16 protein-coding genes are annotated in these 19,372 nt (G+C 64.7%); 3 read left to right on the top strand and 13 right to left on the bottom strand.

The window, feature by feature from the left end; translation table 11 throughout:
• The first annotated feature begins 21 nt into the window (after positions 1-21).
• The 3 genes from GO606_RS07250 (at position 22) to GO606_RS07240 (ending at position 4,012) form a co-directional block, all read left to right on the top strand.
• The gene (locus GO606_RS07250; RefSeq protein WP_169118022.1) at positions 22-969 is read left to right on the top strand and encodes an SDR family oxidoreductase; all 948 of its coding nucleotides are present in this window, start codon (positions 22-24) and stop codon (positions 967-969) included.
• Positions 966-2,528 (top strand): amidohydrolase, encoded by a 1,563-nt coding sequence (locus GO606_RS07245; protein ID WP_169118021.1) that lies wholly within the window; start codon positions 966-968, stop codon positions 2,526-2,528. The genes GO606_RS07250 and GO606_RS07245 overlap by 4 nt, the downstream gene beginning before the upstream one ends.
• A gap of 119 nt (positions 2,529-2,647) precedes the next feature.
• The gene (locus GO606_RS07240; RefSeq protein ID WP_169118020.1) at positions 2,648-4,012 is read left to right on the top strand and encodes a Fic family protein; all 1,365 of its coding nucleotides are present in this window, start codon (positions 2,648-2,650) and stop codon (positions 4,010-4,012) included.
• Positions 4,013-4,134: 122 nt separating this feature from the next.
• Here the strand turns inward: GO606_RS07240 and GO606_RS07235 are convergent, their stop codons facing one another.
• The 13 genes from GO606_RS07235 to GO606_RS07175 form a co-directional block, all read right to left on the bottom strand.
• The gene (locus GO606_RS07235) at positions 4,135-4,905 is read right to left on the bottom strand and encodes an enoyl-CoA hydratase/isomerase family protein (protein ID WP_169118019.1); all 771 of its coding nucleotides are present in this window, start codon (positions 4,903-4,905) and stop codon (positions 4,135-4,137) included.
• A 35-nt stretch (positions 4,906-4,940) separates the two neighbouring features.
• Positions 4,941-6,161, bottom strand: coding sequence for an acyl-CoA dehydrogenase family protein (locus GO606_RS07230; RefSeq protein ID WP_169118018.1), 1,221 nt, complete (start codon positions 6,159-6,161; stop codon positions 4,941-4,943).
• A gap of 51 nt (positions 6,162-6,212) precedes the next feature.
• A complete protein-coding gene (locus GO606_RS07225; RefSeq protein ID WP_169118017.1) occupies positions 6,213-6,497 on the bottom strand; it encodes a hypothetical protein in 285 nt (94 codons plus the stop codon).
• An 80-nt stretch (positions 6,498-6,577) separates the two neighbouring features.
• Positions 6,578-7,807 carry a CaiB/BaiF CoA transferase family protein gene (locus tag GO606_RS07220; RefSeq protein WP_169118016.1) on the bottom strand — a complete coding sequence of 410 codons (1,230 nt, stop codon included), beginning with the start codon at positions 7,805-7,807 and terminating at the stop codon, positions 6,578-6,580.
• Positions 7,791-9,023: a CaiB/BaiF CoA transferase family protein gene (locus tag GO606_RS07215; RefSeq protein WP_169118015.1), complete on the bottom strand. Its 1,233-nt coding sequence runs from the start codon at positions 9,021-9,023 to the stop codon at positions 7,791-7,793. The genes GO606_RS07220 and GO606_RS07215 overlap by 17 nt, the downstream gene beginning before the upstream one ends.
• Positions 9,024-9,070: 47 nt before the next feature.
• Positions 9,071-9,817 (bottom strand): SDR family NAD(P)-dependent oxidoreductase, encoded by a 747-nt coding sequence (locus GO606_RS07210; protein WP_169118014.1) that lies wholly within the window; start codon positions 9,815-9,817, stop codon positions 9,071-9,073.
• A 14-nt stretch (positions 9,818-9,831) separates the two neighbouring features.
• Positions 9,832-10,584, bottom strand: coding sequence for an SDR family NAD(P)-dependent oxidoreductase (locus GO606_RS07205; protein ID WP_169118013.1), 753 nt, complete (start codon positions 10,582-10,584; stop codon positions 9,832-9,834).
• 16 nt (positions 10,585-10,600) lie between these two features.
• Complete coding sequence (gene bbsB / locus GO606_RS07200) at positions 10,601-11,770, bottom strand: benzoylsuccinyl-CoA thiolase subunit BbsB (protein WP_169118012.1); 1,170 nt, start codon at positions 11,768-11,770, stop codon at positions 10,601-10,603.
• Between the two features lie 10 nt (positions 11,771-11,780).
• The gene (bbsA, locus tag GO606_RS07195; RefSeq protein ID WP_169118011.1) at positions 11,781-12,224 is read right to left on the bottom strand and encodes a benzoylsuccinyl-CoA thiolase subunit BbsA; all 444 of its coding nucleotides are present in this window, start codon (positions 12,222-12,224) and stop codon (positions 11,781-11,783) included.
• A 213-nt stretch (positions 12,225-12,437) separates the two neighbouring features.
• The gene (locus tag GO606_RS07190; RefSeq protein WP_169118010.1) at positions 12,438-13,751 is read right to left on the bottom strand and encodes a DUF1329 domain-containing protein; all 1,314 of its coding nucleotides are present in this window, start codon (positions 13,749-13,751) and stop codon (positions 12,438-12,440) included.
• A gap of 26 nt (positions 13,752-13,777) precedes the next feature.
• The gene (locus tag GO606_RS07185) at positions 13,778-15,745 is read right to left on the bottom strand and encodes a DUF1302 family protein (RefSeq protein ID WP_343316183.1); all 1,968 of its coding nucleotides are present in this window, start codon (positions 15,743-15,745) and stop codon (positions 13,778-13,780) included.
• A 145-nt stretch (positions 15,746-15,890) separates the two neighbouring features.
• Positions 15,891-18,317 carry an efflux RND transporter permease subunit gene (locus GO606_RS07180; protein WP_169118008.1) on the bottom strand — a complete coding sequence of 809 codons (2,427 nt, stop codon included), beginning with the start codon at positions 18,315-18,317 and terminating at the stop codon, positions 15,891-15,893.
• Between the two features lie 13 nt (positions 18,318-18,330).
• A complete protein-coding gene (locus GO606_RS07175; protein WP_169118007.1) occupies positions 18,331-19,308 on the bottom strand; it encodes a WD40/YVTN/BNR-like repeat-containing protein in 978 nt (325 codons plus the stop codon).
• Between the last annotated feature and the right edge of the window lie 64 nt (positions 19,309-19,372).

Below are 19,372 nucleotides of genomic sequence, written 5' to 3'. Positions count from 1 at the left end.
GCGGCAACGGGAGAGATCCTCATGGCGAAACGGATATTGATCATTGGCGGCAGCTATTTCGCCGGCCGCGTCTTCGTCGAGGAAGCGCTGAAGGCGCCGGACGCCGAGCTTCACGTCTTCAACCGCGGCAACCTGCCCTTGCGCATGGAGCGCGTGACCGAGCACGTCGGCAACCGGGAGCACCCCGACCGGGTGCGCGAGGGCGTTCCGGACGGGGCATGGGACGCCGTCGTCGATTTCTGCGCCTACACTCCGGCTCACGTCGAAACCCTGCTGCGCAATCTGCGCGGCACGGTCCGCCAGTATCTGCTGATCAGCACCACGACCGTCTACCAACAGTCCGCCGGCGGGCCGGTCGACGAGAACGCCCCCCTGCTCGACGGCCCGCAGCCGGAACTGGGCGACTACGCCGATTACGGCTACGACAAGTGCCTCGCCGAGCGCGCCGCGCGGCGCGAATGCGAGCGGCTGGGGATCGCGCTCACGGTGCTGCGACCGGCGATCATCTACGGCTATTACAACTACGCGCCGCGCGAGATGTATTTCTTCGACCGCCTGCGCAATCGCGAGCCCGTCGTGATCCCCGAGCCCGCTCGCTCGTCGTTCAACTTCATCTGGGTCGTCGACATGGCGCACCTCTTGTGGCGGTGCATCGGCGATCCGCGCGTCTTTGGCGAAACCTTCAATCTCGCCTCGGGCGAAGCGGTGACCCACGCGCGCATCATCGAAACGCTCGGCGAGATCGTCGGCAAGGCCGTCGAAACGCTGCCTCTGCCGGTCGAGGAGATCACCCGTCGCAAGGTTCCGCTCCCCTTCCCGCTCGACGAGCACCTCCTCTACAGCGGCGCGAAGATCGACCGCCTGTTCGGCTTCGAGCACACGCCATTTCGCGCCGGCCTGCGCGAAGCGCTGAAGTACTACCTGATGACGAAACGCCGGCAAGAGGCCCTCGCCGGCGAGGCGCGATGAACGCCGACCTGATCCTGTGCAATCTCGTCGCCTTCACGCCGGAGCGCGCACAGAACGCGCGCCGCGCCGAGCTGATCGCGATCAGGGACGGCCGCATCCTTCACGTCGGTGACCGCAGCGCGCGCGCGGCGCTGGCGGGACCGCACACGCGCGTCGTCGACTGCCAGGGCGCGACGGTGGTCGCGGGCTTCAACGATGCCCACTGCCATCCGGTCGCGTTCGCGATGACGACGCGCTACGTCGATTGCTCGCCGGCACGCGTCGGCAGCATCCCCGAGCTCATCGACGTCCTTCGCGCCCGTGCCGTCGATATGCGGCCCCGCAACTGGCTGCGAGCCGCGAATTACGATCCGGCGACGCTCGCCGAACAGCGCCCGCCGAACCGCTGGGAGCTGGACCGCGCCTCGCCTGCGCATCCGGCGATCCTCGTCGAGCGCGCGGGGCAGCATTGCGTCCTCAACAGCCGGGCGCTGGCGCTGTGCGGCATCGACGAGGCGACGGGGCCGTCGGATGCCGGCGCGGTGCTGCGCGATCCCGTGAGCGGGCGGGTGAACGGCGTCGTCTGCGGCAACCACGCGCAGATCGCCGCGGCGATCCCGCCGCTCGCGCGCGACGAGATCGACGCCGGCCTGCGCGCGGCGAACCGCATCTTCCTCGAATCCGGCATCACCTCGCTGCAGGACACGAGCTGGTCGAACACGCCGACGCACTGGCAGGCGATGGCGGACTACAAGCGGCGCGGCCTGCTCGCCCCGCGCGTGTCGCTGTGCGTCGGCGCCGATGCCGTGGCCGCCTTTGCGGAACAGGGACTGCGTTCGGGAAGCCCCCACGCCGACTGCGAGCCCGACGCACTGCGCATCGGCGCGGCGAAGATCGCGCTTGACGAGAGCACCGATAATCCAGACCCGCCGCAAGAGCTGCTCGACGACACCGCGCTCGCCGCGCACCTGGCCGGCTTCCAGCTGGCGTTTCACGTCCCGGACCTCGGCCTGCTGCAGCGCTCGCTGAACACCCTCGCGTTCTTGCGCGAAAGCTGTTTCCAGTCGTGTTGCCGTCCGCGTTTCGAGCACTGTCCGGTATGCCCGCCCGAATGGATGGACCGCCTGGCGTCCAGCGGCGCAGTGGTCGTCGCGCAGCCCGCGCTGCTTCAACTGGCCGGCCCTGCCTACCGTGAGAGCGTGCCGGCCGATCAGCAGCACCAGCTTTTTCCGTTCCGTTCGTTTCTTCGTCACGGCATTCCGCTGGCGTTCGGCTCCGACGCGCCGCTGGTTTCCTGCGCCCCGCTCAACGGGCTGCAAACCGCAGTCACCCGCCGGGACGACGCAGGCGGTCGCGTCGCGGCGGAGGAAGCCATTTCCGTGGCCGAGGCCCTGCACCTTTACACCTGCGGCGGTGCCTATGCAGCCGGAGAGGACGACGCGAAAGGCACGATCCAGGCCGGCAAGCGAGCCGATCTGGTAGTCATCGCCGGTGCCGGAGAATGGGCGACCGCCGACGACCTCGAGCGCGCGCAGGTCGTCATGACGCTGATCGACGGGGAGATCGCTTGGACGCGATAGCGCCGAAACGGGATCGTTCCGGATCAAAAAATCTCCTCAATTTCATCGTCTTCCTGCTCATAAATGAGTAAATTAGCCTTATCTCCTCATTTTTTGAGGAGATCAAGGGGATCTTCTCAATGATGCAGAAACTACAGCCGGACGCCATTCTTGAAGCGGTCAAGGCGCTTGAAGCGGAAGGCGCTCAGGGTGCCTCGTCGTCCGAAATTCATGCACGAGTCGGCGCCAGCTACGCCACGGTCGGGAGGCTTCTGGACAAACTCGTTCAGGCCCATGCCCTTGTCCGGACCGGGAAAGCGCGGGCCACCCGGTATTTCCTGGCACCGGTCGAAACCGACGTAAGAGAAACGCTCCGCGTCACGGATTTTGTAACCGCGACCGTATCGCCCCCTTGGTCCGACAGAGCGCGGTCATTGCTGGAAGTTCTCAACCGCCCGCTTGGGGCACGGACGCCCGTGACCTACCAGCGCCGGTTTCTCGATGATTACGCTCCGAACGAATCCGCCTTGCTGCCCCGCGAACTCGCGGACGCCTTGGCACAGGAAGGCCGGATGCAGGGGCAGCAACCGGCGGGGACCTATGCCCGGAAAGTCCTCGAACAGCTCCTGATCGATCTGTCCTGGTCGTCGTCCCGGCTGGAGGGCAATACCTATAGCCTGCTGGCGACGGAAGAACTGTTCAAGAGCGGTGACCCACCGACGGATTCGGAAGGCGTGATGCTGCTCAACCACAAGCGCGCCATCGAATTTCTGGTCGACGCGGTGCCGACCTACGGTCTCAGCGATATCGTCATCCGCAACCTGCACGCGCTGCTGATGCAGGACCTGCTGGCCGATGCCGCAGGGCTGGGCGCGATCCGGACCAAAGTGGTCAATATCTCGGACACCACTTATGTCCCCTCACAGGTGCCCCAGCTTCTTGACGAGATGCTCTCCCGGATCGTTGCCAAGGCCCAGCTCATCAAGAGTCCGGCGGAGGCCGCGTTCTTTCTGTGGGTGAACCTCGCTTACCTGCAGCCCTTTGAAGACGGCAACAAACGCACCAGCAGGCTCGCGGCGAATATCCCGCTGATGCTCTATAACTGCGCGCCGCTTGCCTTTCTCGATGTCGATCAGCAGGACTATGCGAAAGCGATGCTGGGCATCTACGAACTGCTTGACGTCACGCTGGCAGCTGAACTCTTCATGTGGACGTACCGGCGGTCCATCCGCAAATACAAAGTGATCCTGGAAGCGATGGGATCGCCCGATCCCTTCAGGGTTCGCCACCGCGAACACTTGAGCGAAGCCGTGCAGCGCGTTGTGAAAAACGGCCTGCCTCTGCAGCAGGCGGTCGCGGCCCTGGGGCTACTCCCCGAGGACATCGGGCCGTTCGTCGAGGCGCTGGAAACGGAACTCAAAACACTGACCGCACACAACTGCGCGCGGTACCGGTTGACCATCGGGGAGGTGCAGGCCTGGATCGAACGCGGCAAGCCGATCTGAGCGCCCCCAGGAAACGGCTTTGCCGTTTCCGCCCCCCGAGGGGGACAATAGAACGATCGTGTGCCGTCCGGCGCCGCACCGCGCGGATTGCTTGCGGCCGGCAGCGACTCGCCGGCTGGTCATCAGGCGCCGCGGAATTCCGGCGCGCGACGCTCGCCGAAAGCCTTGAAGCCTTCCTTGCGGTCCTCGGTATCGCGCAGCACGCCCCACAGCAGGTGCGAGTACAGGATGCCGTGCTCGAGCGGCATGTCCTTGCCCAGGATCGCCGCCTGCTTGGTCGCCTGCACGCTCAAGGGCGCCGCGCTGGCGATCTTCTCCGCGTACGATTTCGCCAGATCCGCGAGGCCGGACGGTTCGACGACGTCGCTGACCAGGCCGTAGCGCAGTGCCTCGTCGGCCGTGATCATCTCCCCGGTCAGCAGCATCTTCATCGCCACCGCCTGCGGCACCGCGCGCGGCAAGGCCTGCGTGCCGTTGAGCCCGGCGAGGCTCGCGACCTTGACTTCGGTGAGGCCGAACTTCGCGTTGGACGACGCGATCCGCAAGTCGCATGCGAGCGCCATCTCGAGCCCGCCGCCCACGGCGTAGCCGTTGATCGCGGCGATGATCGGCTTCCACATCTTCATGTGCGGCAGGATCGGCTGGCCGTCGCGCAGATAGGTCGCGGCCATGCACTCGGTCGGCGTCGGCGCCTTCTTCATGTCTGTCCCGGTGCAGAACGCCTTCTCGCCGGCGCCGGTCAGCACGGCGACGCGGATGTCGGGATCGGTGCGCACGCGCGCCCAGATTTCGGTCAGATCGGCGGTCGATTCCGGATCCAGCGAGTTCATTGCTTCGGGACGATTCAGGGTCACGTACGCGACGTGGTTCGATACTTCCAGCATTACCGGCATGCGATTCTCCTGTGCTCTTCGTGTCCGGCGCCCGTTCAGGCGACGACGAACGGACTGTAGGGCCTGCCGTCGGTCAGCAGCTTCTTCGCGATCGACAGGCGGTGGATTTCGGAGGCGCCCTCGACGATCCGCCAGATCCGGACCATGCGCGCCACGTATTCGACGCCCAACTCGCGCGACAGGCCCAGCCCGCCGTGCAGTTGGATCGCGCGGTCGGCGACGCGCGTCAGCATTTCGGTGGCGGCGACCTTCAGCGACGACGCTTCGATGCGCAGATCCTTGTGCCCCTGGTCCGACTTCCACGCGGTGTAATAGAGCTGCAGCCGCACCTGCTCGAGCTCGATGGTCGAATCGGCGATCCAGTTCTGCACCGTCTGTCGGTCGGCGAGCGGCTCACCGAAGGTCTTCCGCAGGTTCGCCTGGTCGATCATCATCTGGATCAGCCGCTCGGCCATGCCGGTGCAATGCGCCGCGAGTTCGATCCGCCGCACGCCGAAGCGGTTCTGCAGCGGGATGAACGCGTCGCCGACCTCGCCCAGTACCGCGTCGTCGCCGACGCGGACGTTGTCGAGGTACACCGTCCAGCTCGGCATCGCGCCGATGACCGGGATCTCGGCGCCGATGCGCAGCCCCGGCGTGTCCTTGTCGAGGATGAACGCGGTGAAACGCCGCTTGGTCGCCGCCGCCTTGTCGGTCACCGCGATGCAGATGAAGAACAGCTCGTCCTTGTCGCACTTGCTGATGAAGATCTTCGACCCGTTGATCACCCACTGGCCGTTTTCGCGCACCGCCGTCGTCGCGAGCCCGCTGATATCGGAGCCCGCAGCCGGCTCGGTCGCCATCATCGCCGAGTCGATTTCGCCCCGGCAGTAGCGGCGCACGTATTTCTCGCGCTGCGCGGGGGTGCCGCATTCGTTGAGGTAATAGAGGTTGGGCGCGTCGGGCGGCAGCGTGAAGCCGTGGTGCGAGAAGCCGACCAGCGACTTCGACATCTCCTCGACGACCAGGGTCTTGGCGAACATGCCGAGCCCCTGGCCGCCGAGCTTCTCGTCGACCTCGATGCCCCAGAAGCCCATCTCCCGGGTGATATGCATCAGACGCTCGTGATCGGCGGCCGGCAGCAGCGTGTACCCGTCGGTCCACATCCGCATTTCCCGCTCCAGCAAGACCTTTTCCAGCGGCATCAGCTCGTTGGTGGTGAACCGCAAGGCCACCTCCTTGAGCATCATCTGTTCTTCGGATAGGGAAAAATCCATTTTTCGTCTCTTGTCCTGTGTTTATCGGGCCCGCTGCGCCAATTCCGGCCTTCAATCAGCGTCCGAGCGCATCAACGACTCGATCTTGTCCGCCAGCGCCTCGCCGCCGCCGCAGCGACACTTCGCCGCGGCCGCCCGCACGCCGTCTTCGAAAACGGCCATCAGCGCCTCGCGGATCGTCGCGCCGTCGTGGCAGCCGCTGACCATCAGGCAGGCCGCATACGGGTGGTATTCGTCCGCGCCCACGGACATGCCGCACTCGGGACACGTGTATTGCGACAGGCCGACTGGAACGGAAGCGGTGGCTCCGGTTTGCCGCAGGTCTTGCTCATGCATGATTCATCCTCCTTTTGGCTGGACTCGCGGCCGCCCGTCTGGCTTCATCGGCGCCCGCCCACAACACTGGCCAGGGTCCCTCACACCAGGACTTCGTGACTGACCAGATTCTCGATTTCGTCATGCGAATACCCCAGCATCCCGCCGAGCACCTCGCGGGTGTGCTGCCCGATCGACGGCGCGGCGGTCTTCATCTCGAGCGGCGTGCGCGAAAACACGATCGGCGCGCGGTTGTAGAGCGTGACGCCGACTTCGGGGTGGTCGAGGTAGGCCCAGAAGCCGCGCCGGCGCAGATGCTCGTCCTCGATCGCCTCGCGCGCGTCGCGCACCTCGCCCGCCGGCACGCCCGCGCGCAGCAGCTCGGCCATCAACCAGTCACCGTACTGCGTCGCGGTCCAGCACTCGATGCGCTCGTCAAGTTCATCGGCCTGCCGGCGGCGCATTTCCGCGGTGGCGAAGCGCTCGTCCTCGGCCCACGGCGGATTGCCCATCACGCGGCGCAGCGCGGCCCATTGCGTGTCGTCGAACACCGCGATCGCGATCCACTTGCGGTAACCAAGCGTCGTATACACGCCATGCGGCACGGCCTCCGCATCGCCGTAGCCTTGCGGGCCGAGCACCTCGCCATTGGCGGCGAACGCCATCGGCGCACTCGGCGTCATCGAGATCGCCGACTCGAGCTGTGACAGGCTGACCGTCTGGCCGCGTCCGGTCACCTCGCGCTCGAGCAGCGCCGCCATGATTCCGAACAGCGTGTGCGTCGGCACCATCACGTGGTCGGTGTAGTTCGTGCCGGTGCCGAACGGCGGCGCGCCGGGAAAGCCCGCGCGCGCGGTCAGGCCGCACAGCGCGTTGAGGTTCACGCCGTAGCCCATGTAGCGGCTGTGCGGTCCGTCGGTGCCCTGCATGCTCATCGTCACGTAGATCGCGCGCGGGTTGATCTTCTGCACCTCGTCCCAGCCGAGCTTCCACTTCTCCATCTGGCCGACGCGGAAGTTGTTGATGACGATGTCGCTCTTCGCGATCAGCCGGACCGCAACTTCGCGTGCCTGCGGATGGTTCATGTCGAGCGCGATGTCGCGCTTGTTCGCGTTGCGCGCCGCGAAGTAGCCGCTGCGGTCCAACCCGGTGCCGATGCCGTCCTTGAACGGCTCGCCCCGGCGCAGCGTGTCCGGGCGCTTGACGCTCTCGATCCTGATCACGTCCGCACCGCACTGCGCCAGCACGCTCGTCGCGATCGGGCCGGCGCCGACCCACGAGAAATCGCACACGACAATGCCCTCCAAGGCACGTTCAACGCTGTTCGGCATATACCGCCCCCTTCCGCACCAGATTGTCGATTTCTGCCGTCGAATAGCCGCACTCGGCGAGGATGTCCCGCGTGTGCTCGCCGAGCCGCGGCGCATTGCGCCCGAGCCGCCACTGCAATTCGCCGAACTCGTACGGCGCGCCGGGATAGGTGATGTCGGCCCCGAGGGTGTCGTTGAACTTCGTCTGCCAGAAACCCCGGTACTTGAGCTGAGGGTTCGCGAGCAGATCGCAGCCGTCGCTGACGGGCGTCACCGCGACATTGAAGCGCTGCCCGATCTCGTACAGATAGGCCTTGCTGCGGGTGCGCGTGTAGCGCTCGAAGACGCGACAGAAGGTCGCGTAACCCTCCTCCGAAGTCCGGTAGGCGTAGTCGATCCACTTGTCGTCGTCGAGGACTTGCCACTCCTCGACGCCTTCGGCCTCCATCCAGCGCACGAACGGCGTCCACATCGGCTTGTTGCGCCCCATGATCGCGACCAGCGCGATGAACCCGTCGGCGCACGGATGCAGCGTCGCACTGCCTGCCTCGCGGCCGCGCCCGCGCCGGATCTTGCCCTCCAGGTCCCAGAACTGCGCCGCGTTCTCGAGCGCCATCGCCTGCGCTTCGATGCAGGCCACATCGACCACCTGGCCGCGACCGCTGCGCTGCGCGCTGAAAAGCGCGATCGCGCTGCCGACCGCAGCGTACGCCTCGGCCATCCGGTACGCCTGGTTGTCCGGCGCGCGCACCGGCTTGTCGCCGTTGACCCCCGCCAGATAGAGGAAACCGCTCAACGCCGAACAGGTGAGATCCGAACCCGGATACGCGGCCATCGGGCCGGTGCGCCCGAACGGCGTGATCGAGGTCTGCACGAGGCCCGCGTTGTCCCGGCTCAGGACCTCGTAGGGCAGGCCGAGTCCGTCCAGATAGCCGGGACGGCAGCTCTCGATCAGCAGATCGGCGCCGTCGCACAGCCTGCGGAACGCGGTGCGTCCCGCCTCGTGCTCGAGATCGACGGCGACGCCGCGCTTGCCGGCGTTGTAGTAGAGGTACTGCAGGCTCGCCTGAGCGTCGCGCCGGTCGCCGAACCAGGGGCCGACGCGGCGCAGCGGGTCGCCCGCGGGCGACTCCACGTGGATCACGTCGGCACCGAGCCCGGCGAACATCTTGGCCGCGTACGGCCCGAGTTCGCCGGTCATGTCCAGCACCCTGAATCGGGAGAAATCCTGTCCCATGTCACCTTCCCCTTGCCGACCGACCGCCGAGTCCGAGTATTACCGCATCAGCCCGCGAACAGGCTCCGTCCGCCGCACACGTAAAGCACCTGGCCGGTGACGAAGCCGCTGTCGTCGTCGGCGAGGAAGAGCAGCGTGTTGGCGATGTCGTCGGGCTCGCCGAGCCTGCCGGTGGGCTGGCGCGACAGCAGGAACTGCTGATCCTTCTCGGGCAGCTCGTCCCACATCGGCGTGTGGATCAGCCCCGGCGCGACACAATTCACCGTGATCCCGGCGCGACCGAGCTCGATCGCCAGCGCGCGCGTCATGCCGACGACGCCGGCCTTCGCGGACGAATACGGCGTCTGGCCGGCCCCGCCGAGCCAGGCGCGGGAGGCGATATTGACGATGCGCCCGTGCTTGTTCTCGACCATGTGCCCATGCACCGCCTGCGTGCACAGGAACGTGCCTTTGAGGTTGACGTCGACCGTGATGTCCCAGTCGGCCTCGCTGAGCTTGCGCAGCGCGCCCGCCCGCTCCATGCCGGCGTTATTGACGAGGATGTCGATGCGGCCGAACGCCTCGACGGTCTGCTGCACCATGCCATCGACGGCCGCCTTGTTGCTGATGTCGGCGACCGCGCCGAGCACGCGATGCCCCAGTGCGCTGAACTCATCGACCGTCGTGCGCACCTTCTCCGTGTCGATGTCGTTGATGACGACCGCCGCACCCTGCTCGGCGAAGCGCAGCGCCGTCTGTTTTCCCATGCCGCTGGCCGAACCGGTGACCAGCGCGACCCTGTTCTGAATTCCCATTGCCGCCTCCGTGATCAAATGGACATCGAAAAGTACGCGCTCTTGCCGCCGCAGACGAAAAGCGTCTGGCCGGTGACGTACTTCGAGCTGTCGGCCGCGAGAAAGCCGACCGCGTTCGCAACGTCGGCGGGGGTGCCCAGCCGCTTCACCGGGATGCCGGCGGCAAGCTTTTCCCGCTCGGCCGCAGGTGTCGCGTCGTTGTCGAGGTCGCCCATGACGACCGTGCTCACCGTAACGCCGTTGCGCGCTGATTCCAGCGCCAGCGCCCGCGTGAGCCCGAACAGGCCTGCACGCGCTGCGGCGACGTTGGCGCTCGCCGCGAGGCCGAGATAACGAATGTCGCTGATATTGACCACCCGTCCGAAGCCGCGCTCGCGCATCGCCGGAACGACTTCGCGCAGGTAGTGGAACGGGCCCGCGAGGCCCGCCCCGAGAGCGGCGCCGACGTCGGCGTCCGAAATGTCCTGCAACGGCTTGGCAGTCAGCACGCTTTCGTTTTGCACCAGGATGTCGATCCGACCGTAGCGCGCCATCACCCGCGCCACCGTGTCCCGGATTTCTCCCGGCTCGACCGCGTCCGTTACCACTGCGATCACCGCTACCCCCTTCTCGGCGAGTCGTGACGCGAGCCTGTCGAGCCTGCCTGCGTCGGCGCCGACGAGCGCGAGTTGCGTGCCAGGGCGGGCGAGCCGCAACGCGACCGCCTCGCCCACTGCATCGTCGGCATTGACGATCAACGCCACCTTTTCCTTGCCTTTCGATTCCATCGTCCCATCCCCCCTGTTACCAGTCGCTCACCAGCATGTGCATCGTGCACGCCGCGTGTTCCGTACCCGACAGGCCGCCGCCCGTCACGTGCGTCATCGCCACGCGCGGCACCGGATCGACCTGGTAGCCGGGGCACTGGTTGCGCATCTGCTTGACGCTCGCGGCGATCTGCGCCGCGCCCGACGCGCCGATCGGGTGTCCGTACGACAACATTCCGCCGCGCGGGCTGACGACGCATTTGCCGCCGTGCGTCGCGTTGCCGTCGCGCAGGAACTTCAGCCCTTCGCCTTTCGGGCACAGGCCGAGGCACTCGTAATACAGCAGCTCGGCGATCGTGAAGGCGTCGTGCAGCTCGACGATATTGACGTCCTGAGGTCCGATGCCCGACTCTTCGTAGAGCTGCGCCGCCGTTTCCTCGGTGATGTCGTCGCCGGTGATGTCGCGCGGCCGGTTGTGGTACGGCCCCGAGCGCACGACCGAACCGGCAACGAGGATCGGCTTGTCGATGCCGAGCTTCTTCACCATCCGTTCCGAGCACACGACGATCGCACCGGCGCCGTCGGCGATGCCGCAGCACTGCTGCAGCGTCAGCGGCGAGGCGACGACGCGCGACCTGACGACCTCCTCGACCGAAATCTCGCCCTTGAACCACGCATACGGGTTGTTGGTCGCGTGGCGGCGGTTCTTCACCGTGATCATCGCCAGGTCCTCGGCCGTGGCGCCGGTCTCGTACATGTAGCGCTGCGCGCGCATCGCGTACTTACCCGTCATCACCGCGCCATGCACCGTCTCGATGTCCGACATCGCCGTCGCGAACGCGGTGCCCTGCGCCATGTGCAGCGTGTGGTTCTCGCAGCCGATGCCGATCGCGACGTCGGCGAGCCCCATCGCGACATCGCGCACCGCCAGGTGGATCGCCATGCCGCCCGCCGAGCACGCGCTCTCGACGTTGATGATCGGCAGATGACCACACATGCCGAGATCCTTGAGCACCGTCTGCCCGGTGACCATGCCGTTGGTGCCGTTGCCGACGTAGGCGCTCTGCACCATCGTCGGGCGGTCGATGTTCGACGCCCTCAACGCCTCGAGGGCCGCGGCCCGCCCGAGCACGTCGAAATCGACTTCATGCCGGCCGAATTTCGTCTCGCCGACGCCGGCGATATAGACCTTGCGCTGCAGTTTCATTTGTCGTCACTCACCGAGAATTGAGCTTGCGGAACTTGTAGCTGATCAGCGGCACGCCGTCGCGGTTGTCACGCACGGGGCCGACCGTCAGCTCGACGTCGTCGTCGCAGCGGAAGCTGCCCGGCTCGCCTTCCAGCTGTGCGAAGATCCGCAGGTTTTCCGGGAGGTCGATATAGCCGAACGAATACGGCGTTTTCATTCCCGCCTGGCCGATGAAGTTGTCGCTGAAGCTGTAGAGCTTCCCCTGCCGGCTCAGCGGCACGACGTCGAATTCCTCTCCCCAGCAGCTCGGGCACGGGCTCAGTTTCGGGAAATCGAGCTGTCCGCATTTCTTGCAGCGATACCCCTTCAGATAGGGCGCGCGGCCGTCGGCGGGCGCCTCGAGCAAATCGGGATGAAAGAACGTGATATCCGGCTTTTTTTCCGGCTTCTTGTTCGGTTTTTGATCTGACATGACGCCTCCGTAGCAATTCTTTCGTGATCAACCTGTGGTGATTAAAGCGCTGCGGCCGGAGATCAACAATTGGTGCGAACACCTAAACGCTAGGGGGCAACCCCCGACGGGCAAGAGCACGAGACCCCGAGTTGTCCGCCATGGCCAGAAAAAAAAAGCGCGCCGGATGGCGCGCGAAGTTTCTGTGGAGGAGAGTCCCAGAAAATCTATCTCTCAGTTTCCGCCGCGCATGTTCTGGACGCTGAAGAGGTTGACCGGGACCATCTGGGGGTCATGCTGCCCCTTGAACTGGCCAGTCGTACAGTGCTTCGCCTGCACGTCGATCATGCTAAACGAGTCAAACAGGGCGATACCGCTTCCCTTGTTCTTGGGAAGATGAAAATCGGGATCCGATACCCCCACCATGAAAATTTTCCACAAATCACCCTTGCGGTCGTACACGAGCGTGCGCGACATTGCCGAGGTCTGCGCGTCCATGTAATGAACCCGTTTGCTTACCGGATGATTGGGGTCCAACGGAGACGACTCCAGGATGTACACCTTGCGCAGCTGCCACGTGATGTTCGGAAAGCAACCGCCTTGGCCGCCGAAAGAGACATATTTATATCCGTCGGGCTCCTTGTATTCGTCCGACAGTTTCATGTCGTTATGGTTGTAATAGGGCATCAGCATGTTCGCGGTGCCCTTGTACTTCCAGTTCATGTCCGAAATGCGGCCGTTGTAACCCTCGAAGTCCTCGATCATGATGTCTGAACCGAGAAAGGCGTCCGTGGTCTGCCCGGTCGACAACCGGCGCACGCGGCGCTGGAAACCGAGATAGAGGTATGCGTCATCCTGCTTCAGGTCGTCCTCGTAGCGCTGGATCAGCAGCTGCGTGTTCTTGACGTCCTGCGGTTCCTGCACATTCACGTAGGTCGCGCGATACAGCTTTGACGGGTTCGGCGTGATCTCAGGCATCGGCGCCTGGCTTACCCGATGGCTGTACTTTAGGAAATAGAAATTGAACAAAATGTTGCGCTCGACCTTTCCGCTATCCATGTTACGGTACTGCCAGTAAAACGGCGAGATTGCCAAACCGTCTCCCCAGTTGATGCCGTAACGGTAATTCCACGCAAGTTTCTCGCCCGCGCGCGGATCGGCGGCGTCAGGCTCTTCCGGAAAAGGCCGTCCCCCGACGTAGCCGTTGAGTTCGCCGGGCTTGGCGCCGAGCTTGACCTTACCGACGTTCTGCGTCGTCGCCTCGACGTAGCTCTTGTTGACACCCAACGACGTCGTCGTACCGACAGTCACCTCGACCGCCCCTTCCTGGAGGTGCCGTTGCAGTGCCGGGTCGAGCACCGCTTCGAAGGACGACGCGTTGCTCTTGTTGATCACCGTACCTGGTGTCACCCCCGGCGCCGTAGGCACGCCGTTCTTGTACGGGAAGAAGGATTTCTCGACGTCCGCCTCGGTCGCCGCGTGCAGCGTGCCCGCGACGCTGGCCACTGCCAACGCGATCGCGCTCAGCCTTGCAAAGTTTCCGGTCATTTTCACTGTCTCCTCTTATGGATCGGTCAGAACCTGTAGCGAACCGTCAGGTAGATGTCGTCTTCCGCGACTGCTGCCCCGAACGGGCCGGCGCGGAAGCGTCCCAGCGGCTCGATGCCCGCAAGACCCGCGGATCCGGGCACGAAGGCCTGGCCCGAGGCGGTGTAGGTCGTGAAGGGCGGATACGGGTTGGCCGAACGGGTATCGTCGAACTTGTAGTGGTTGTCGCCGTTCGCATACTTGAAGTTGGCCCCGAGCGTGACTTTGAAGTCGTCGGTCACGCTCCATTCGATCTGCGGCGCGATCGTGAACGCCTTCGCCCGGAAATCGCGCGCCATCATCAGTTGCGGATTGACCCGGTCGCCCGCAAGGAATCCCTTGATCAGCAGCGTGCCGATGAAGTTGTCTTCCCAGTCGGCCATACCCACTGTGCCCAACGGGCCATCCTGTCGTTCGTGATCGAATATGTGCTGCCAGAACAGCTGGGCCGAGATCAGTGTCGCCCGTGTCTTGCTGATGAAAGGAATGAAGGTCGGACGATCGACACCGATGACGGTGCGCAGGACCCTGTTCTCCGAGTACAGCCCGCGACGGGCCGTGTTCTGGAACTCCTCGCCCTGCGTCAGCGCGGCTTCCATGCGAATCGCGGCATTGGCTTCGGAAATCTGGAAATCCACCGATCCGCCAATGAGGTTGACGCGTGGGTAATGGACGTCGAATGCGATCAGGCGGCTCACCGGAACACCCGCCGCGGGAGGCGTCGTATTGCCCGTCCCGCCTGTGAAGGGGTTCACGACGCCGGTGCCGAATGCATGCAGACTGGGCAATTGCGAACGGTAGGTCAGCGCATTCAGGGAAAACGCGAGGCCCTCCTTCGTGATCCCCTCGTATTTGACGCCCAGTTGCGTGTTCGAGAGCGACCATTCGGGTAGATGTACCTTGCGGATGCCGATCTGATGCGGTCCGAAATCCGTCGCAGCCCATGCACCCGCAACGCCTGGAGGAACGGAGGCGAAGTTCGCGACGGTCCCGCCGTTGTCCCACAGGTTGGCCATGCCGCGGAAGAAGCAGCTGGCGTCGAGCATCACGTTCGGCGAACCGCATTGCCCGAGGTTGTTCGGGCGGAACTTGTCGAAATTCCACACCACCTGCACGTTCTGGTCCTGCATGGCCTCGCTCGCCCCCATGCGATACTCGGCCTGCGCAATCCACATCGGGATCCGGATATCCTGCAGTTCGTCGTAGATGTTATTGCGCGAATAATCGACGGGGTTGACGACGTCGAGGACGCGAAAAAGGTCCGTGCGCCCCCAGACCACCTGCTGGCGACCGAGCTTGACGAAGAGTTCAGTGCCGTCGGCAAGCGGGATCGTCTTCTTCGCATACAACTCGCGCAGGAAATCGAGCCGGTCGTTGAACTCCGGCGTTTCGAGCTCGTGCACGTTGAGGTCGCCGTAGCCGCCGAAATTCCGGCATCCTCGCGAATCGCTGTCGCATGGCCGGACCGGGACACCGAAAGCGATACCGCCCTCGGTCCGGTGCCAGCGGTCGCCGAGCACGCGCATCGCGTCGTTCGGATTGGCGGCGAGATCGAAGCCGAAGGCGTTTGTCGGCGGCAGCCCGATCGCGGTGCCGATCGGGTTGTTGATGCCCCCGCCGTGCGGAACCTTGGGCAGATTGAGCGGCGTGCCGGCGGTGGTCGGCACCGGCGGCAACAGCGGCGCGGCCGTGTTTTCGAGCAGGATCGGGCCCCCGGCGCGGCGGCCGTACTCGTCCTTGTTCATCCGGTACACGCCGTCCCAGCTGCCGCGCAGAATGCCGCGGACGGCCCAGCCATCGCCCATCTGCTTGTCGGCTTCGACCTGCAGCGTATTGCGGAACTTGGCGAGCCCCGCGTGCCGGCGCCGGGCAGTGTGGTTCTCGTAATAGACATCCGCAACCCAGGGCGAAGCGCCGCCCGCCAGGTCCGGAAGGTTCTCGTCGGCCGCGAGCAACGGTCCTCCTGCCGTCAGAGACAGCGCCGCAACGAGAATTCTGATTTTTGGACTTGAAAACTCCCCTGCCGTGTGCATACAGCATTCCCTCCTTTGGTGGACCCTTTGGGTTCTTGTTCGAGTCTTGCGCCCGCCCGGGGCGCCGTTACGCCGCTTGTACGACCGCGACGCCGCCGGGCCCTTGCGGCTCCGGCTCGCGGACCTGGAGCACCTGGTCCTCGTCCAGATACACCGCGGTGATGAAGCGCGGCTTGAAAATCATGACCCACGCCGGCACCAGCAGCATCGCCGCCACGACGTTCAGGATCAGCATCAGGCTGAGCAGCAGCGCGGCATCCGACTGGAAGCGCAGGTCCGACAGCAGGATCCACATCACCACACCGGCAATCAGCGTCGTCGCCGTGAAGGAGACCGCGAATCCGGTTGTCGCGATCGCCTTGAGGACCGCCTGGCGGAGGTCCTGTAGCGCCGCCATCTCCTCGCGGATGCGGTTCATGATATAGATCGCGTAGTCGATGCCGACCCCGATGCCAACGGCGATGACCGGCACGGTATTGACGTTCATGCCGATGCGCTGGACGCTCATGTACGCGTAAGTCATCACGGTGGCGAAGAGCATCGGCAGCACCATCAGCCACCCGGCGTGCAGCGAGCCGTAGAAGGCCCACACGAAGGCGAACGACAGCGCCAGCACCAAGGGGACGATCAGGAAGTTGTCGTGCCGGACGGCGTCGTTGATTGCCGCGTTGACCCCGATCATGCCGCCGGCCAGCTCGATGCTGAGGCCCGGCGCCTTGCTCGCCGGCGCGGCAATGCCTTCCTTCGCCAACGCGATCGCGCGATCGATGGTTTGCGCCTGATGGTCCTTGTAGAAGAAGACCACGTTGGCGAGATTCTCGTCGGTGTTGGTGTATTCGTTCAGCGCCCCCGGGATCGGGCTCGCCGCCATGAACGTAAACATCAGGCCGCCGATCTCGTTCGGGTCGGAGGGGATCTGATTCCAGCGCGGGTCGGTGTTGTGGATGAGGCCGTTGACCGACCGGATCAGTCCCGGCAATGCCTTCGTGCCGCCGACGTTGGGATCGTTCAGCATCGCCTTCTGGAACGACTCGATCGCGCGCAGCACTTCGGGATTCTTGAGCCCACCCTTGTCCGCCGTCCTCGCCACGACGTAGAGCTCTTCCGAGCCCGGGAAGCTGTGGTTGATCGCGCGCGACGATACGTTGTAGTCGTGCTGCGGATAGAGCAAGGGGCTTCCCGGCTCGGCTTCGCCGATCTGCACGCCCAGACTCAGCCAGGCGCCCGTGGTGACGAGGACGGCCGCCCCGGCCAGCACCGCGATCGATCCGCTGCGATGGCCGACCACGCCGAAAACCCTGACCACCAGCTTGCGCAGTATGCTCGAGCGCTCCGCCCTCACTCGCGGCTGCGGCAGGACGAGCAGCAGCAGCGGCACGACGAGGAGCACGGTGAACACCACGGTAAACGCCCAGAATCCCGCGTAATAGCCCATCTTCGTGTTGATCGGCGCCGCCCCCAGCGCCAGCACGAGGATGCCTGTGGCATCAACGGCGATCGCCAGCGAGCCGGGCCGGAACAGATCGTCGAACGCGTTGCGCGCGGCCTGACGCGAACTGTTCGTCCGGCCGAGCTCGAAGTAATACCGCTCGACCAGCTGGATGCTGTGCGACATCGCACGGGCCGCGATGAGGAAAGGAATCACCAGGTTCAGCGGATCGAGGTTCCACCCCATCAGCGAGATGAAGCCGAGCCCCCAGATCGATGACACCACGATTCCGAGCAAGGGCAGCAGCACGCCGTACAGACGCCGGAAATACATCACCAGCAGCGCCACCATCAGCGCGAGCGTGTAGAGGAAGATCTGCACGATCTGCGGCAGGTAGGTGTACACCCAGCCGATCAGCACCGGGTTGCCGGTCGCATGGATTCGGACCCCGTCCGTGGCCTCGGCTGCCCGCACCGCCTGCAGTTCGGCAAAGGTCTTGCCGTAATCGATGTCGTCCGCCTCGTTCAGCTGGGCCTTGATCAAGGCCGACTTGAGATCAGGTGACACGAGCAGGCCATAGACGCGCGAGTTGGCCATGACATCGTTCTTGAGCGCCTCGAGCTCTTCGATGCCGAGTTTCGGCTGCGTCGGATCGTAGTACAGCCGCGAGATCATCTCGCCGCTCTCGGTCAGCCAGATTTTGCGCACCGTTCGATGAGCGAGACTGGAAACCTGGTTGTGATTCACGCTCGACAGATTGTCGACCGCCTGCGTCAGGCGATGCAGGCGCGACAGCGTTTCATTGGTGAAGATGGTCCCGTCTTCGACCTCGAGAGCGACGACGATCTGACTGGCGCCGCCGAAGCTGCCGCGAATCTCGTTGTGCAACTGGATGTAGGGATGGTTTTGCGGCAGCAGATCTTCGAACGCCGTGTAGATCTGCAGCCCGGGAACCTTCAATGCGAAGAAGACCGTCACCAGAAATATCGCCGTCAGAATCGCCCGCGGAAATCTGAAGACGATGTTCTCCAGCTGATGGACGGCATGGGTAAAACGATGACGCATGACGTGACCTCGCTCAATTGTTCGCCGTGACGTTCTTGCCGCCGGCGGAGCTCGTGATTTCCACGCTGCCCGCCCCGCCCGCGAGAAGGAGTCGCCCATCGCCGAGCGGCAGGACGGCGCGCAGGTAACTCGCCTTGCGGGCGTCGGCGAGCTTCCACTCGTCGCCGTTCAGCCGGAATACCAGCCCGTTCACCCCGACGCCGACCGGGCTGCCACTGTCGAGGACCAATCCGTAAATCGGCGCACCCGCATCGTTGATCCGCTTGCTCCAGCTCTTTCCGCCATCGGTGGTCTGCATGACCACCCCGGCGAGGCCCGAAACCCAGCCGCGGTCACTGTCGGCGAAGACAGCCGCGTAGGGATAGAAGTCGTCGCCGATCACCGCCAATTTCTCCCACGTCATCCCAGCGTCGCCGGTCCGATAGACGGCGCCGAATTCTCCGGTGACGAATCCTTCGCGCTCGTCGATGAACTGGACGCTGGTAAGCATGGCGTCGTCGCCGACGACTGTCGTGTTCCAGGTGGCGCCGCGGTCGGTGCTCGACGCGATGGTGCTCCCGCTACCCACCACCCACAGCCGGTTTTTCGTGTCGCAGGCAATGGCCAGCGGATTGACCGGCTCCTCGATGTCCCGCGGTTGCCAGTTACCAGCAGCAGCATCTGCAACCCAGACGCGATGAAAGAAATCGAGTGCGACGAAGGCTCCATCGGCACATGCCGCGACACCGACGAACGAGCTCCCCGGATCGAGTTGCTGGCGGGTCCAGCTGTGACCACGATCACCCGAGGTCAGGACAGTTCCGGTCATGCCGACCACGACGGTTGTTTTTCCGTTGTCGGCGGCCGCCTGGAAATCGTCGGAACGCTTTATGACGATTGCTTTCTCTTCGCTGACATTGGCAATGCCGGCCGATGCCCCGCATCCTGCCAACGCGACGCAAAGCGACGCGCTCAAGAGATGGGCGGACCACGACCTCGTTGTGACACTCATGAATTCGTCTCCTTCCTTCTGGACTTGTTGATGCGAATCATGCGATCTCTGCTCAAGAACATGA

It is taken from the genome of Aromatoleum anaerobium (assembly GCF_012910705.2).
Taxonomy (GTDB): Bacteria; Pseudomonadota; Gammaproteobacteria; order Burkholderiales; family Rhodocyclaceae; genus Aromatoleum; species Aromatoleum anaerobium.
The sequence above is the reverse complement of the archived record's forward strand: the minus strand, read 5'-3'. Positions and strand labels throughout refer to the sequence as shown.